The 16,421-nt window shown below is 40.4% G+C and carries 11 protein-coding genes; 4 read left to right on the top strand and 7 right to left on the bottom strand.

Annotated features, from left to right (window positions below; translation table 11 throughout):
• From GGR21_RS19890 to GGR21_RS19875, 4 genes are all read left to right on the top strand, one after another.
• Positions 1–1,279: GH92 family glycosyl hydrolase (locus tag GGR21_RS19890; protein ID WP_183308997.1), on the top strand; the 1,279-nt coding region annotated here is incomplete at its 5' end.
• A 529-nt stretch (positions 1,280–1,808) separates the two neighbouring features.
• Positions 1,809–3,242 (top strand): glycoside hydrolase family 125 protein, encoded by a 1,434-nt coding sequence (locus GGR21_RS19885; RefSeq protein WP_183308996.1) that lies wholly within the window; start codon positions 1,809–1,811, stop codon positions 3,240–3,242.
• A gap of 11 nt (positions 3,243–3,253) precedes the next feature.
• A complete protein-coding gene (locus GGR21_RS19880; protein ID WP_183308995.1) occupies positions 3,254–5,572 on the top strand; it encodes a GH92 family glycosyl hydrolase in 2,319 nt (772 codons plus the stop codon).
• A gap of 60 nt (positions 5,573–5,632) precedes the next feature.
• The gene (locus GGR21_RS19875) at positions 5,633–5,815 is read left to right on the top strand and encodes a hypothetical protein (RefSeq protein ID WP_221233051.1); all 183 of its coding nucleotides are present in this window, start codon (positions 5,633–5,635) and stop codon (positions 5,813–5,815) included.
• 283 nt (positions 5,816–6,098) lie between these two features.
• Here the strand turns inward: GGR21_RS19875 and rarD are convergent, their stop codons facing one another.
• The 7 genes from rarD to GGR21_RS19840 all read right to left on the bottom strand — a co-directional run bounded on the left by rarD (position 6,099) and on the right by GGR21_RS19840 (position 16,404).
• Positions 6,099–7,037: an EamA family transporter RarD gene (rarD, locus tag GGR21_RS19870; RefSeq protein ID WP_221233050.1), complete on the bottom strand. Its 939-nt coding sequence runs from the start codon at positions 7,035–7,037 to the stop codon at positions 6,099–6,101.
• The gene (locus GGR21_RS19865) at positions 7,007–7,309 is read right to left on the bottom strand and encodes a hypothetical protein (protein WP_183308992.1); all 303 of its coding nucleotides are present in this window, start codon (positions 7,307–7,309) and stop codon (positions 7,007–7,009) included. The genes rarD and GGR21_RS19865 overlap by 31 nt, the downstream gene beginning before the upstream one ends.
• A 139-nt stretch (positions 7,310–7,448) precedes the next feature.
• Entirely contained in the window at positions 7,449–9,620 is a 2,172-nt protein-coding gene (locus tag GGR21_RS19860; RefSeq protein ID WP_183308991.1) for an alpha-N-acetylglucosaminidase, read from the bottom strand.
• Between the two features lie 185 nt (positions 9,621–9,805).
• Entirely contained in the window at positions 9,806–11,278 is a 1,473-nt protein-coding gene (locus GGR21_RS19855; protein WP_183308990.1) for a RagB/SusD family nutrient uptake outer membrane protein, read from the bottom strand.
• Positions 11,279–11,299: 21 nt separating this feature from the next.
• Positions 11,300–14,674, bottom strand: coding sequence for a TonB-dependent receptor (locus tag GGR21_RS19850; RefSeq protein ID WP_183308989.1), 3,375 nt, complete (start codon positions 14,672–14,674; stop codon positions 11,300–11,302).
• Between the two features lie 127 nt (positions 14,675–14,801).
• The gene (locus tag GGR21_RS19845) at positions 14,802–15,806 is read right to left on the bottom strand and encodes a FecR family protein (protein ID WP_221233049.1); all 1,005 of its coding nucleotides are present in this window, start codon (positions 15,804–15,806) and stop codon (positions 14,802–14,804) included.
• A gap of 43 nt (positions 15,807–15,849) precedes the next feature.
• The gene (locus GGR21_RS19840; RefSeq protein WP_183308987.1) at positions 15,850–16,404 is read right to left on the bottom strand and encodes an RNA polymerase sigma-70 factor; all 555 of its coding nucleotides are present in this window, start codon (positions 16,402–16,404) and stop codon (positions 15,850–15,852) included.
• Between the last annotated feature and the right edge of the window lie 17 nt (positions 16,405–16,421).

Below are 16,421 nucleotides of genomic sequence, written 5' to 3'. Positions count from 1 at the left end.
ATTCTACACCGGGCTGTACCATACGATGATCGCCCCTTCTGTATTCAGTGACGTGAATGGTGATTACAGGGGAGCGGACGGGAAGTATCACACAAATGACGGCTTTACCAATTACACGACATTTTCCCTGTGGGATACTTACCGGGCGGCACATCCGCTGATGACACTGATCCATCCCGAAAAGGTGAACGATATGATAAATACCATGCTGCACATTTACAAGCAGCAAGGCAAATTGCCTGTCTGGCATCTGATGGGATGTGAAACAGACTGTATGGTGGGTAATCCCGGCATTCCGGTTGTGGCAGACGCCATACTGAAGGGATTCAACGGATTTGACCATGAGCTGGCTTACGAAGCGATGAAAACATCGGCTATGCTTGATGAACGCGGGCTCGACCTGTATAAGAAATATGGCTATATCCCTTTTGACAAGTATAACGAATCGGTGGCCACATGCCTCGAATACGCCTTGGCAGACTGGGCTTTGGCACAGGTCGCCCTGCAAAACGACAAGAAGATGGATTACCAGTATTTCAACGACAGGAGCAGGGCTTATAAGTATTATTTTGATGCGCAGACACATTTCCTGAGAGGGCTTTCTTCCGACGGGAAATGGCGCGCACCTTTCGATCCTGTCCGGTCTACACACCGTGAAGACGATTACACGGAAGGCAATGCCTGGCAATACACCTGGCTGGTGCCCCACGACATAGAAGGCCTGATGGGACTTTTCGGTTCACGGGAAAGTTTCCATCATAAACTCGATTCGCTGTTTACGGTTGAAGGCAACCTGGGGGAAGAAGCCTCGCCTGATATAAGCGGGTTGATAGGCCAGTATGCCCATGGTAACGAGCCTAGCCATCACGTGCTTTATCTCTACACCATGACCGGGCAGCCCTGGAAAACGGCTGATTTGGTCAGGCAGGTACTCTCGGAATTGTACCATGACCAGCCTGACGGGCTGTCCGGGAATGAGGATGTGGGACAGATGTCGGCCTGGTATATCCTCTCGGCGCTTGGCATGTACCAGGTGGAGCCGGCCGGAGGCCGTTACTTCTTCGGGTCTCCGATAATTGACGAAGCCGTTGTGAATGTAGGGAATGGGAAATCGCTGACCATAAAGGCTGTCAATAATTCGAAGGAAAACAAATATATCCAGGGCATAAGGCTTAACAATAAGCCATACAATAAGGCATATATCAGTTTCGCGGATCTATCGGCGGGAGGAATACTCGAATTTGAAATGGGGGCGAAACATACCGTATGGTTCGAGTAATAGTTAGGGATAACAGAGGTTGCATTTTTCTTTAAAAACTTTATCTATAGGATAAACAATGAGCAAATGTGATAATATGTCAATGTGCTAATGAAGAAGTGATCTTTGAAATGGATAAAGTTGACAAGTAAACGGGATACAAGTAAACAAGTTTTTCGTTTTTCGTTTTTTGTATTTTACTACGTTTCTCTCCGTTGACCGTTGGTTGTAATCTGATGGGATGAGAAATTATAAGTATTTTTTTAACTGTTAACTGAACAATCTGTCAGGCGTGTCAGGTTTTAACTAAAAAGCCAATAGCTATTAGCTAATAGCCAACAGCTAAAAGAAGTGTCAGGTTTTGGTTGAAAAAGATATAAAAGTGTAACTTTTGTAACTTTTTTGAAATACAGAGTAAAAAGAGTAACTGGAGTTCTTTGTTGATTACCATCATTGGCACATTGGCATATTTACTAATCAGCACATTGAACGGAGCGTCGCGAAGTGTCAGGTTTGTCAAGTTTTAACAATTTAAAAACAAGATTATCATATGGAATTCAGATCATATATTACATCTTTCTTATTGTTTGCCACACTGGGATCTCTATCTGTGAGTGGGCAAACGTCAGCAAGTTACGTGTCACAACGCAAACCTGCTGCTGAAAGACTTTTTACATCGCAAGCTGTCGAAGCCGAGATAAACCGGGTAACAGGGTTATTGACCAATCCTAAATTGAAATGGATGTTTGAGAATTGTTTTCCAAATACGCTCGAAACGACAGTCCATTACCGTGTTACGGATGGAAAACCTGACACTTTCGTTTACACAGGAGATATTCATGCTATGTGGCTACGCGACTCGGGAGCTCAGGTATGGCCTTATGTAAAGTTTGCCAATCAAGACACGGAACTGAAACAAATGCTTGCCGGAGTGATAAATCGCCAGTTTATCTGTCTGATGATAGACCCTTATGCCAATGCTTTCAATGACGGAGCTGTGGAAAACAGCCGCTGGGCAAGCGATGTAACGAACGAGCCGGCAAATCCCCTTGTTTATGAACGTAAATGGGAAATAGACTCACATTGTTATCCTATACGCCTGGCCTATGAATACTGGAAAGTTACAGGAGATGTGAGCGTCTTCGGTGATAATTGGGTAAAGGCTGTTCAGAATGTGTTAAAGACAATGAGAGAACAGCAGCGTAAAGAAAATCCCGGAGAATATTTTTTCCTGCGGATAACTGACCGTCAACTCGATACTAAAAATAATCGCGGCTGGGGTAATCCTGTCAAACCTGTAGGTCTGATTGCATCATCGTTCAGGCCGTCAGACGATGCAACATCTTATGAGTTTCTTATCCCATCTAATTTTATGGCGGTAACATCGTTACGTAAAGCTGCCGAGATACTTACATTGGTGAATAATAACAACGGTCTTGCTACACAATGTTCAGCATTAGCTGACGAGGTGGAGGCTGCCCTTAAAAAACATGCGACTTACGAGCATCCTGTATACGGAACTATATATGCTTATGAAGTAGATGGTTTCGGCAATTATTACCTGATGGATGATCCGAATGTACCCAGCCTGCTGGCAATGCCTTATCTGGGCGATGTGGATGTTAACGATCCGGTCTATCAGAATACACGCCGTTTTGTATGGAGCAGTGAAAATCCTTATTTCTTTAAAGGAAAGGCAGGGGAGGGGATCGGTAGCCCACACATCGGCAGATACGATATGATATGGCCTATGAGCATTATGATGAAAGCTTTCACATCACAGGATGACACAGAGATCAGGAATTGTATAAAAATGATACTGGAAACTGATGCCGGAAAAGGTTTTATACACGAGTCTTTCAACAAGGATAATCCTGATGATTTTACACGAGAATGGTTTGCCTGGCAGAATACGCTTTTCGGGGAGTTGATAATAAAGCTTATTAACGATGGTAAACTCGACGTTCTAAACTCTATACCATAAAATGTTATATTATGAGAAAAGTATTTTTGTATTCATTACTGTTTGTCTATCTGGTATTTATAAATATATCCTGTAATACAGGCTCTTCGGATATCCGGCAGGATAAGGTTCGTCCATCAGATTATGTGAGCACACTGGTAGGTACGCTTTCTACATTTTCATTATCTACAGGAAATACTTATCCGGCCACAGCCATGCCTTGGGGAATGAATTTCTGGACACCTCAGACTGGCAAAATGGGTGATGGATGGACATATAATTATGCTGATGATGAAATACGGGGAATAAAGCAAACGCACCAGCCCAGTCCATGGATAAACGATTACGGACAGTTTGCGATAATGCCTGTTAACGGACGGCATAAAATAGATCAGGAAAGCCGCAAAAGTAAATTTTCTCATAAATCTGAGATAGCTAAACCTTACTATTACAGCGTATATCTAGGTAGCCATGATATTATGGCAGAGGTGGCACCTACCGAGCGTGCGGTCATTATGAGGTTTACTTTTCCCGAAAGCGATGAAAGTGCCGTGGTGATTGATGCTTTCGATAAAGGCTCTTATACAAAGATTATTCCCGAAAAGAATATGGTTGTAGGGTATACCACCCGAAACAGTGGTGGGGTTCCCGACAATTTCTGTAACTGGTTTGTTGTTGAATTCGATACACCTTTTGTCAGTGCTGATGTCTGGAAAGACGGAGGAAAGGTCATCCCGGAAAAGGACGAGTATAAAGGAGACCATGCCGGCGCTATAATCGGTTTTGATACAAAGCGTGGACAGCAGGTACATGCCCGTATCGCTTCTTCATTCATAAGCATGGAGCAGGCTTTCACTAATCTTAAAGAAGTCGGCGGTCATGGGTTTGATGAAATAAAGGACACAGCCCAACAAAGCTGGGACGATGTGCTGGGGCGTATTCAGGTAGGAGGAGGGACCGATGAGCAATACCGTACGTTCTATTCCTGCCTTTACCGTAGTCTTTTGTTTCCCCGTAAGTTTTATGAGATAACCGAAAATGGAGATATTGTGCATTACAGCCCTTATAATGGGAAAATACTTCCGGGATATATGTATACTGACACAGGATTCTGGGATACATTCCGTAGCCTTTTCCCTTTGCTTAATCTTGTTTATCCATCTATTAACCGGGAGATACAGCAAGGTTTGGTAAATGTAGCCCTCGAGAGTGGCTTCCTTCCCGAATGGGCTAGTCCGGGACACAGGGACTGTATGATCGGAAATAATTCGGCCTCTGTGGTAGCCGATGCTATGATCAAAGGCATAACAGGGCAAGACCTTCAGGTATTGTACGATGCACTGGTGTACGGAACCGAAAATACCTATCCGGGAGTGAACTCGACAGGCAGGCTTGGTCATGAATATTACAATACCCTGGGCTATATACCATACGATGTAGATATCAATGAGAATGTAGCCCGTACTCTGGAGTATGCCTACAATGACTGGTGTATTCTTCAGATAGCGAAAAAGTTGGGACGCCCGCAGGAAGAACTGGATAAGTGGGCTTCGCGGGCACTTAATTACCGGAATGTATTCGATCCTTCCACAAGCCTGATGCGTGGGCGCAACAAAGACGGTAGTTTTCAGGAACCGTTCAGTCCGTATAAGTGGGGTGATGCTTTTACCGAAGGCAATAGCTGGCATTATACATGGAGCGTATTTCATGATATACAAGGCCTGATAAATCTTATGGGAGGAGATAAGGAATTCGCACAGATGCTGGATTCGGTATTTGTTGTTCCTCCTGTATTCGACGACAGTTATTACGGCCTTCAGATACATGAAATAACTGAAATGATAATAATGAACATGGGTAACTATGCGCATGGCAATCAGCCCATACAGCATATGATATACCTTTACGACTGGGCCGGACAACCGTGGAAGACGCAATATTGGGCACGGGAGATTATGGACAGATTGTATACTCCTGCACCCGATGGTTATTGCGGTGATGAAGATAATGGCCAGACGTCGGCCTGGTATGTGTTTTCAGCTCTTGGTTTCTATCCTGTTTGTCCGGGGACAGACCTGTATGCGCTTGGCTCTCCTTTATTTGAAGAAATTGCCATAACTCTGGAAAATGGCAAACAAGTAAGGATAAAAGCGGATAACAACCGTAAAGAGAACCGGTATATAAATTCTATGGCTGTAAACGGCAAACCATATTCAAAGAGTTTCCTTACACATGAAATGTTAATGAATGGTGCTGATATTAATTATCGGATGTCGGATAGCCCTAATCAGGAAAGAGGAATTGATATAAAAGATAGGCCATATTCGTTATCAAATAATGCGAATCAGTAGTTCGCTTTAATCGTTCTATTGTTTTTTACTACGCACAATCGAAGATTGCTTGTCATTCTTTTGGCCAAAGCCCCAAAAGAATGCAAAAAGTCTTTGGTGGCTCATCCTCCGTGCGACCCGTTACAGGCTCAGGGACTAAATGGAAAGATTGTCCTGCGGACGCTTTCCATTTCACGCCCCTCTCGCCTGACGGGTGCCCCGCACTACGGCTTAATGCCACCGGGCGAAGCCACCCCAAGGTAGGGTAATTCCCTGTCGTGCGTCAGCCTTCCGTGCATAGGTTCCTACGACGGACACCTGTCCGGTGAAGACGGCGTGAAACCAAATACTGTCTGAGCCGCAGGCGAGTTTATTTGGTTTAGCCGGCAAGCCGTTGACAGGTCGGCGGGGAACAAAGCACTAGCCTTTTGTTTCGTTTTGGGCAATGCCAAAATGAAAAACAAACCCGAAGGGCGCGTTAGATGAATAGAACGATTAAATTTAACTACTGATTGGCATAAATAAATAATAATAGAGTATAGGCATTTTATTTAGCGAATGTCACTTTTTTACCTTTAAGAATACTGATTGTATAAAATGCTAATCCAGACCATACAAAAGTAAAGCAAACAAGGTACTCTATACCAAAAGTTTCACCATATACAAATACGCCAAGAAGTAGCTGAAGAGTCGGACTTAGATACTGGATAAACCCCATTGTAGATAAAGGGATAACCTGTGCAGACTTCCCGAACCAAAAGAGTGGGATAGCTGTGATAAGGCCACTAATAACCAATAATAAGCTGATTATCGCAGATGAAGGGAAAAAGGGTGTTGCTACACTACTTTCTGCTGTATAAAACAAGAATGCTAAAGCAAACGGAAAAACCATCATCGTTTCTACTGTAAGCGCAGGCATAGATTCAAGATTAGCTTTCTTTTTCAAGAGTCCGTACAAACCGAAAGAAGTAGCAAGAAGTAGTGATATCCAGGGAAATTTGCCGTAACTGATTGTAAAATACACAACACCGGTCAGAGCCAGCAGAACAGCTATTTTCTGCATGGTAGCCAGACGTTCTTTTAAAAAAATATAACCAAATAATACGTTGACCAACGGATTTATATAGTAACCCAAACCGGCTTCAACAATATGATTACTCCCTACTGCATAGATGTATATACCCCAGTTGGCACTGATGACAAATCCTGCCAAACCAAGCCTGATCAAAAGTTTAGGTTGTTTTATATAACTGGCAAAAGTTTCCCGGTTGGTAAGCAATACCCAAATAAGGAGAAAAGCAAAAGACCAAACAATACGGTGAGCCAGTATATTTACGGCAGGTACCCCGGTAATAGCTTTCCAGAAAACCGGAAAGAGCCCCCAGGCAACGTAACATGCCAGAGCATAAAGAATACCCTGATTGTAACTTAAATTTTTGTGTGTAGATGACATCGTTAATCCAGATCCTGGTTCAATTTTATCCATGCAACTAATTCGCTTTCTTTCCCTTCGCAACCATACTGAAATATGGCAATCATATTTTCATCGGCCGCTATTCCATAGCATCTGTCACTGTGCGGAATTTCAACCTGCGTTGCCAGATATTTTTTATTATCATCTAAAATCTTACCTCGTTTTCCATTGGGTAAAAGACTCTCCAAATTGATATAGTCTCCATTCAATTCTTCCAGATGTTCAATATTCACAAGTTCAGGAATTCCAAGCGTTTTAATTCTTGATATTACTTTTTCCTTCATTCTGATTTCTTATAGAGTTAATATTAAAGGCAGGACAAAGGTAAGACATTTTTTCCCCCTTGAAGAATGTTCACTGCTATATCATATCTTCAACTTTCTCTTTCGGCTTCTATTCATTTTCAGGTAGTTTTTATTTCATTCAGTTTCCAAATACTTCTTTGTAAACATCTGCAGCTACCTGCAATACATTACCTTCTGGTTTGTTATTGTATTCTTTCTGTTGATGTGTCCACGCTTCTTCTATTGCATAAAAATCTATCGGAGATACATTTTCTCCCAACATTTCTTTTGTCGTATTATCAAAAAACAATTTCCAGCGATAGTAGTACAAATCAGATAAAAGCCCGTTCCATTCACGACCGGAATAATCATGCAGTCCTCCTTTTTCGGCAGCCGATTTGTTACCCCATACAGTTATTAATGTACGGGCATTCCATTCATACAGGTCTCGGTTCTCCTTTGCCTGAGATAGTGATTTTGCCTGTTCCAACCAGTTGCCAATCTTGAAGTTCGATTGGGTTGCCAGTAATTTGTCCTGACATTGGATAATATACAGAAAACGATCTGTCAAAACTTTGAAGTTTTCAATATCCTTATTTTCATACGCCTTTCCAATTCTGCACGAAAGTTCATTCCCCTTATCAGAAAGGCTCTGACGCAAGACATCTACCAGATCGTATTTGAAATTCACATTATCATCAAACAGGTCTGCGACAGACAGAAGCTTTTCGGCAGCCTGCCTTGTAATATCCGCTTCATAGAAAAGCAACGCAGAACCCCATGTTGATGACCGTTTAGGATTGATACTCGGACGGGCACAAAATAAAGACTCTACCGTACCTTCTCCCGGATATTCTCTCGGACAATTGTAAGGATACTGAGCTAACAGGCTCCATGCTTCATCTACTTCCGCATTCGATTCTCCATACCGTGCTTTTGTGTATGAGGATAGCCATTCTTCTTTTGTGAATTTTTCACTCCGCCAGGGCAGTTCATATAACAGTTCAAACATAACTGGATTATTTTCTATCGCCTCCGGAGTGGTTCCAACTCCCGATAATGTCTTTCCGTTCTGGTGTCCACGAGCCTGGTAGAATCCATTTATTACATGATCCATTCGTCCATGAAGTCCTACACGCCCGCCAAAGTTTAGCAGCATACAGTATAGCCAGTTGTGCTTACCATAACCATCCGGACGGTACCAAGCAGAATTAAGATCACCCCACTGGGGCATTTTCTCACTATACAGGTCTAATACAAGCAAATCATGTTGTTTGAGGTTTTCTATCATCGCCGGACGAGGATTTGCCTGCCACGCCTGCGCTACCCATATGGCATCGGGGTTTGCATGTTTCATTGCAGCCATAATAGTTTGTCCTGCCGCATCAAGATCTATACCTTCTACACTTCCCCCTTCATGAAACGGATCTATTGCATAGTATTTTACTTTTCCATACAACTTTTCCAGTTCTTCGTAATACATATCGGCAAATTTGTTGAAATGCGGATCATCTGGTTTTATGAAGGCAGGACGGTTAAAAGTACACCACGTACCGGGATCAGAAATATTATAACCAAGCTTTTCGCCGATGTTACGAGGTACCATGCCCGCAAATCCGGGCATGACTGGTTCTATTCCTAACTCGTGCATCCGTGCAATAATCTTTTTCTGTAATATCTCTTGATTCCTATACCATTCATGGGGATTAGGGCCTCCCCATCTTTCGAGGTTATTCATCTGCCACCACGCCAAAAATGCCGGGCCTGCAATAAATTCATTTATTTCTTCTGTTGTATATCCGTTTCTTTTCAGCAGGTTGTACCATACGACTTCATTGCCAGTAATGCTCAGTACCAGATTAATTCCATGCAAAGCCATCCAGTCAAGCTCCTTTTCCCATCGGGGCCAATCCCAAAAAGCCATAGAATAAGAATAAGTACAATAATTGAGATAATAACGCAGATGTTGATCTGTTTCTTTTCTTATCATCCGTTCGGGAACGGGGAGCTGATCTGGAAAATCCTGTGTAAGATTATTCCATGAAATGTGTATTCCCGCCACATATTTCAGATACCAGTTGAGGCCGGCTGTAATGCTGCTTGTATTATTCCCCCGGACGATTATATTTCCGTTTTTACCTTCTATTTCGAAATAATCTTTTTCATTCTCTGATTTTATAATCTCTGTCTGAATGCCTTTCGCAGTATGATTAGAAATCCGGTTAACCAAATCGTCAGCTGTACTTTTCGTTGGTGAACATCCCAATAAGACAATAGTCGTTATTACTAAATAAATAATTTTATGCGTCATTTCGAGCTTTTTATCTATATAAATAAAATTAATTAATCTAATCAAAAAACAGCTCCCCTCATTATATACTAGATTTCCTAATTTCATATGGGAAGCTGTTTATTTATAATATCTACTTAAGGTCTTTTTATTATCCTTTAGAGCAGAAGAAAGGGGCGGTTGGATAGTCTGTCATAAAATTAAAGCTAGTCTCCGTAGCCTGGATTCTGATAATTGAATCCACCTTTATTACCTTCATTTATAGCAGAAGATGGAAGTGGGAAAAGATGTGAATTGGTACCCAGACTTGTTATATAATCTGTTTTTCCCATCCGGATACACTTTTCGGACATGATTTCCACATATTTATTATTGCGGATCAGATCTTGACGGCGGCAACCCTCGTACCAAAGTTCATGAGCGCGTTCCCATAACAACTTGTCAATAAAATCATCTGCACTACTGAAGTCTGACATTTTATAAGCCTCAAGTCCGGCACGGGTACGAACCTGATTAAGTAGGTCTACCGACTCTTGTACAACTGCACCTTGTTTATGCACAAGGGCTTCGGCCAATAAGGTGATGGCATCAGCATAACGATATACTATCCAATCAGTATAACATTCATCACCAACACGGTCAACCATATCATATTTTACAGGTAAAACACCATCTGTCGAACCATTGTCTGTAATAACTGTCAGACGTTGATCACCTGTTTCGAATGTTTCATAGAAATGGCGGACCATCTTATAACCACCCCACGAAATTACATGAGCGTACCATAAATGGCTTTGATATTCGCGTAAGCAGTTTACAGCCCAGATCGTTTCTTTGTTACCTTCGTTAGCTGATGCGAAAATATTCGCATAAGCTGAAGACGCATTACCTGCATCAGTTACAAGAGAGTAACCATATCCACCATCCATCAGCTCGCGGCCTTGTTCTATGGCTTTATCCCATTGTTGTGTTTGCATATAAAGCTTAAGCAATAGCATATGGCACAAACCTTCGGTAAAACGTCCGTAATTTGAGCTATTGTAATCGTAAGTCTTGTCTAAAATACCGATACCGGCTTTCAACTTAGTTTCTATATATGCAATGGTTTCTTCATTAGACTTACGGGGAAGAATAATTTCGTCCTGAGGATTTTTTAGTGTTTCCAGATCAGCAATAATGAGAGGTCCATAAAAATCCCACATAAGGAATGCCATAAAGCCCTGTCCACATTCCAACTCTGCAATGTAGCGTTTCTTGAGGGTTTCATCCATATCGGCATCTGTATTAATACTGTTGATACGGTCTATTGTCAATTCCATCTTACTTATCCAAGGCAAATAAGGTTCCCAGTTTCTTCTTGGGTTACGTTCTCCATCTACATTCTGAAAATTAGCAAACTCAAGCTGTCCCCAATTTCCTTCACCCCATGAGCAGAAACCAAAATCGGTAGCCATATCGCCCAAAAGATGGAATCCTGTGGCTACATTAAATGCTCCATCATAGCTATTATTACGAAATGCGGCATAAGCATTTCCTGTCACCAAATCAAAAGCATCCTGTCCGTTGGCAGGGTATCGGGAGGAGTCTACTTCACTATAATCTTCTGAATTAAGGCTACAACTTTGCCAGATGAATGTAATACATAGTAATGCTATTATATATAAATTTGTCTTTTTCATTTTTCTAAATTCTTTTTTGAATTAAAAACTAATATCCACTCCGAAGCTGAATGTACGTACATTCGGATAAGAATAACTCCATGCATTTTCAGTATTTGAATCTGACGGATTATAGTCTGTTTCCGGATCCAAACCGTTCCAGTTACTAATCACGAACGGATTGTTTATACTGACATTTACCCTTATGCTACGTGCTATATTTTTAAGTCCCGGTATGGTATAGCCTACAGTAATATTACGGCAACGCAGGTATGATACTTTTTTATAAAAATAATCTCCTGCAGAATAACTTGAAGTCAACAAACTTGGTGTCGATGAATTCTGATTATCCATTGTCCAGCTATCAAGAGCTTTTTGAGACATATTATAAAGACCGCCGCTTGGTGCAAAATAGCGATAAGGTAACCAGCTATCGTAGTAACTGGCGTCGCGCCAACGTCCTATTTCGCCATAGAGATACATGTTGAAATCGAAATTCTTGTAACGTACTGTATTATTGAATCCAAAAGAAAAATCCGGATCGGTCGTACCAATGTATACCTTATCACTATCTTCAAGCACACTCTGGTCTCCATCAGCGTTCATCTTTTTTAGCTTGATTTGTCCGGGCAATAATCCTTTTTGCCATGCCGGAGCTTCTTCCCCGGGTTGTAATAGGCCGTCTGATTTATATGTAAATATAGCCCGGATAGGATCTTTTTCTGATTGATAAGCTGCAGGTATCCAGTTTGGATCACGCTCTTTCCATGTATCTTTATACTTATAGAATGTTAAATCCGAAGTCCATACTAAATCCTGGCTTTTGATATTTACTGTATTGAGGGTAAATTCGACACCTTTACTCTGTGTGGATCCACTATTTGCAGTTATAGTGGTCAATTCATTATAAGATGGCAAGCGTTTGCTAGTGACTAGTAGATCCGAAATCTCACGGTTGTAATATTCTGCGGTGAAATTGATACGGCTGTTTAGGAAACCTAGGTCTAACCCTATATTAAATTCACTCGTAGTTTCCCATGTTATTCCCGAATTTCCTAAAGATGTAATTACCATTCCATTCGTCCCTGTACTTCCGAAAACATACTTGTTGTCTGATTTATAATAGCTTTGCGTGCGGTTGCCTACACTTGTATTACCAGTTTGGCCATATCCTCCACGTAATTTACCATTTGATAAAATGTGCTGAATATCTTTCATGAAATCTTCATCGATAAAGCGCCATCCTGCTGACACTGACGGAAAATAACCCCAACGATTATCTTTATTAAAATTAGAAGATGCATCTGCACGTAATGTAGCCGTAATTAAATATTTATTTGCATATGAATAATTGACACGTCCAAAAACCGAAACCAAAGAATTTTTAGTGGAATTTGATGCAACAGACTTTTCGCCCGAACCTGCATTCAAATTGTTGTAAAGGAAACTGTCAAGGGAAAAATCAGTATTGCCCGCACTAAACCACTCATTGTTAAATTCTTGCCATTCGTAACCCGCTAAAGCTGTAAAACTATGCTTACCTATTGTTTTCATATAGTTAGCTGTTAGATTGAATAAGTAGTCCATTCCATCAGTTTGGCTTTGGTAAGCACTACCATTCTGTGTTTTACCATATAAAGTAGTTGTAGGCAGATAGTTTTGTCGTTTTGCCGATTTACGGTCGAATCCAAGATTAGCCTTAAGGATGAGGCCTTTGATCGGTTCTACTGAAATAAATCCTGTACCCAGTACCCTGTCTTTGGTTGTCTTATCCTCTATTTCCAACAGAGAAACCGGGTTAGGTCGTTGTTTGTAAACGTTAGATTCAGAATAATTCCCATTTTCATCATATACAGGAATGTTTGGTTCAAAGAATGTTGCAGCAGCTATGATACCCGAATATTCATTTCCTCCTGTACCTAATGGCACATTGCCATACTTATTTCGGCTAATGTTGAATGATAATCCGGCTTTTACATATTTCGATATTTCATAGTCACTATTCAGATTAGCTGTTATCCTTTGCATATCGCTATTTTTGAGGACACCTTCCTGATCAAAATAATTTAAAGAAGCCAGATATTTTGATTTTTCAGTTCCACCTGTAATAGAAATATTGTGCGATGTCTGAAAACCGGTACGTGTAATCTCATCCATCCAGTCTGTCGTTTTCGCATTTGCGATTTCTTCGTCCGTATATTTAGGAGTATAAGCTGCTGTTGAACTTGGAGTAACATAATCGGCATAAATGCCTGTTCCGGTACTACGTCTCCAGGTCTCCAGTTCATACATATTACTAAGATTCATATATCCTTGCGCATCAAGCATCTTGTATTTTGAACTCATAGATTGTACTGCAACATTTCCTGAATAAGTAACATTTGGAGTACCTGCTTTACCCCGTTTTGTGGTAATGATGATTACACCATGACCTGCACGGGAACCGTAAATAGCTGTTGCCGAAGCATCTTTGAGAACTTCTATACTTTCTATATCATTCGGGTTCATCATTTCCAATACATTATCCTGGCTTCCTGCATCGTAACGGTTACCACTGCTTGGAGATGATGATGATGAAATTGGAAAACCGTCAACAATAATCAACGGCTGATTACTGGCATTGATAGAAGTTTCCCCACGAATGCGGAATGAAGCTCCTGCTCCGGGTTGTGCCGTTGTTTGAGTTACTCTAAGGCCTGCCGCCTTCCCGGCTAGGGCGTGACTAGCAGATGAGAATGTTCCCACGGGGGAATCACTCATCTTGATAGACGATACAGCACCTGTAAGATCGCGTTTCCTTTGTACGCCATATCCAACAACAACAACTTCATCCAGAGCCTGAGTATCTTCCTGAAGAATCAGATCAGCCTGTTGTTTATCTCCTATGGGCGTATCTGCGGTTGTAAATCCAACATACGAAACCTGCAAGACAGAATTTGGACTGGCTTCTATTGTATATTTACCATCCATATCTGTAATAGTGGCAGTATTTGTCCCTTTTATCTTTACAGTGGCTCCGATTATCGGTTCTCCGGTTATATCAGTTATGGTACCGCTAATTCTCCTTTTAGCCTGACCGTCTGCCTTAGAGATAATAATTTGTTTTCCCTGTATAGTAAAGGTTGTTCCTGTGTTTTTCAGTATTTCGGTAAGGGCCTCAGATAAAGTCTTATTGCTGATATTTACAGAGACGACTTTATTAATGTCTATTATAGCCGAATTATAGGCTATTGTCATACCTGTTTGTGACTCAATATCCTCAAACAAGGTAGAAATTTTCGCTTGTTTGCTGGTGATCGTAATATTTTGGTTCTGTGAGTATACCTGTGCCGGAATGCACATAAGTAAAAGTATTACTAATGTCAATTTAATTAAGGCATCGCTCTTTGTTCGTGAAAAAGAGTTTAATATTAGCATAGATTTTATTTTTTAAGGTTATTAATTTGTTTATTCTGAACAAATTCGAAATTTAATATCTATCTCAGTATTTTTTCGAATAGATTTTGTGGCATTTTTCTACTTCATAGGCTTCTATTTTAATAGGTTAATAAATGAATAATTTATCTTTTTCCAACTCATACCTTAGCCCCGGAATAATTTTTGCAAGCACATGCAAAGATTCCTTCAGTGTTTCGCCGTGTATGAATTTGACTGTTAATTTCGCATCCTCATATTTATCAGAATTCAGATAAACAGAGACTCCGTATTTACGTTCGAATGCGCGTAATACTGTATGGATATTTGCATCTGTGAACAATAACAGGCCGTCGCGCCAGGCTGCAATATATTTACCTGAGACTCTCGAGTTGATTAACTGACCGGAATTCTTGTTGTAGATAGTTTTATCATTTGGGGACAGGTCTAAACTCCTCAATTCTTTATTTTTGAAGTTCAGTTTAACTTTACCTTCCTCTAGTGTCGTTGTTATATCAGGATCATTTGAATATGCAGAAATATTGAACTTTGTACCTAATACTTCTACATCTACCCCATCAGTTTTTACAACAAAAGGTAAATCGGGATTATGAACTACGTTAAAGTAAGCTTCACCATTAAGGTATACAGAGCGTTGTTTTCCTTTTTGTACTTCCGGATAGATAATAATACTTCCTGAATTGATTATAACTTCAGAACCATCAGGAAGCAAGACTTTTTTCAGTTCTCCTTCAGATACAAAGCATTCCGTGAATTTTACAGAATCATCAGTATCAGATATATGAATATAAGTGTATAGCCCGGATAATATAAGAAATAATAAGACTGCGGCAATTTTCATAAAGCGGATAAAGATTGAACGCTTTCGCTGTATCTTATTATCCATTAAGCCAAGTTTGCATTCAACTTCCTGAAGCGAATTAAGTGTAGATTGGGTGACTTCTGAATTTATTGAATTCCATATTAAACCTAATGCTTCATCTTTCTGCTCACTATGGGACGGTTCGGCAAGCCATTGCCAAAACTGGCGTTGAATATCTTTAGGATAATCATATTTAATGAAGAGATTTAAAATACGTTTAATCATAGCCATGAATAGTCCATTTATACTCATGACAAACGAAATTAGTTTTGCACCTAATCGATCTCGAAAAATATTAAATGAAGAATAACAGCATAAAAGAAATAGATTTGCGTATCTCCTTGAGAGCCATATTTAAATGGTTCTCTACTGTCTTTTTTGATATGTGTAGTTTTTCTGCAATTTCATCATTCTTTAAGCCTTCAACGCGGCTCATATTATAGATTCGCCTCCTTTGATCGGGCATTTTAGTCACCGTAAGATCAATAAGTAAACGGATTTCTTTAGCAAAAATTTCTTCTTCTAAAGAGAAATCTTCAGACTTGGCTGTCTCATATTTTATATATTCATTATGGTATAAATCCCGTTTTATCTGATTGATAACTGCATTCTTAGCCATTCGGTATATATAAGCATCAAATGAGCGGATTGCTGTCAATGTCTCCTTGGACTCCCATATATTTATAAAAATCTCCTGACTAAGGTCTTCTGCAATAACCGTATTTTTTAATAAATGCGCTATAAACCCCTTAACTTTTGGAAAATAATTAAGAAATACAGTCCTAAAAGCATTCCTATCCCCTAAGGATAACGCTTTTAGTAACATTATTTTCTCGTTTGCTTTTTCCATAGTCAGTTTTTATATTG

Origin of the sequence: Dysgonomonas hofstadii (assembly GCF_014196915.1) — a bacterium.
Lineage (GTDB): Bacteria > Bacteroidota > Bacteroidia > Bacteroidales > Dysgonomonadaceae > Dysgonomonas > Dysgonomonas hofstadii.
The sequence above is the reverse complement of the archived record's forward strand: the minus strand, read 5'-3'. Positions and strand labels throughout refer to the sequence as shown.

Excerpts from the sequence above, each read along its gene's own strand:
- GGR21_RS19885 (WP_183308996.1), top strand. The coding sequence starts at position 1,809 with ATGGAATTCAGATCATATATTACATCTTTCTTATTGTTTGCCACACTG.
- GGR21_RS19880 (WP_183308995.1), top strand. The coding sequence starts at position 3,254 with ATGAGAAAAGTATTTTTGTATTCATTACTGTTTGTCTATCTGGTATTT.
- rarD (WP_221233050.1), bottom strand. The coding sequence starts at position 7,037 with ATGGATAAAATTGAACCAGGATCTGGATTAACGATGTCATCTACACAC.
- GGR21_RS19865 (WP_183308992.1), bottom strand. The coding sequence starts at position 7,309 with ATGAAGGAAAAAGTAATATCAAGAATTAAAACGCTTGGAATTCCTGAA.
- GGR21_RS19860 (WP_183308991.1), bottom strand. The coding sequence starts at position 9,620 with ATGACGCATAAAATTATTTATTTAGTAATAACGACTATTGTCTTATTG.
- GGR21_RS19855 (WP_183308990.1), bottom strand. The coding sequence starts at position 11,278 with ATGAAAAAGACAAATTTATATATAATAGCATTACTATGTATTACATTC.
- GGR21_RS19850 (WP_183308989.1), bottom strand. The coding sequence starts at position 14,674 with ATGCTAATATTAAACTCTTTTTCACGAACAAAGAGCGATGCCTTAATT.
- GGR21_RS19845 (WP_221233049.1), bottom strand. The coding sequence starts at position 15,806 with ATGAGTATAAATGGACTATTCATGGCTATGATTAAACGTATTTTAAAT.
- GGR21_RS19840 (WP_183308987.1), bottom strand. The coding sequence starts at position 16,404 with ATGGAAAAAGCAAACGAGAAAATAATGTTACTAAAAGCGTTATCCTTA.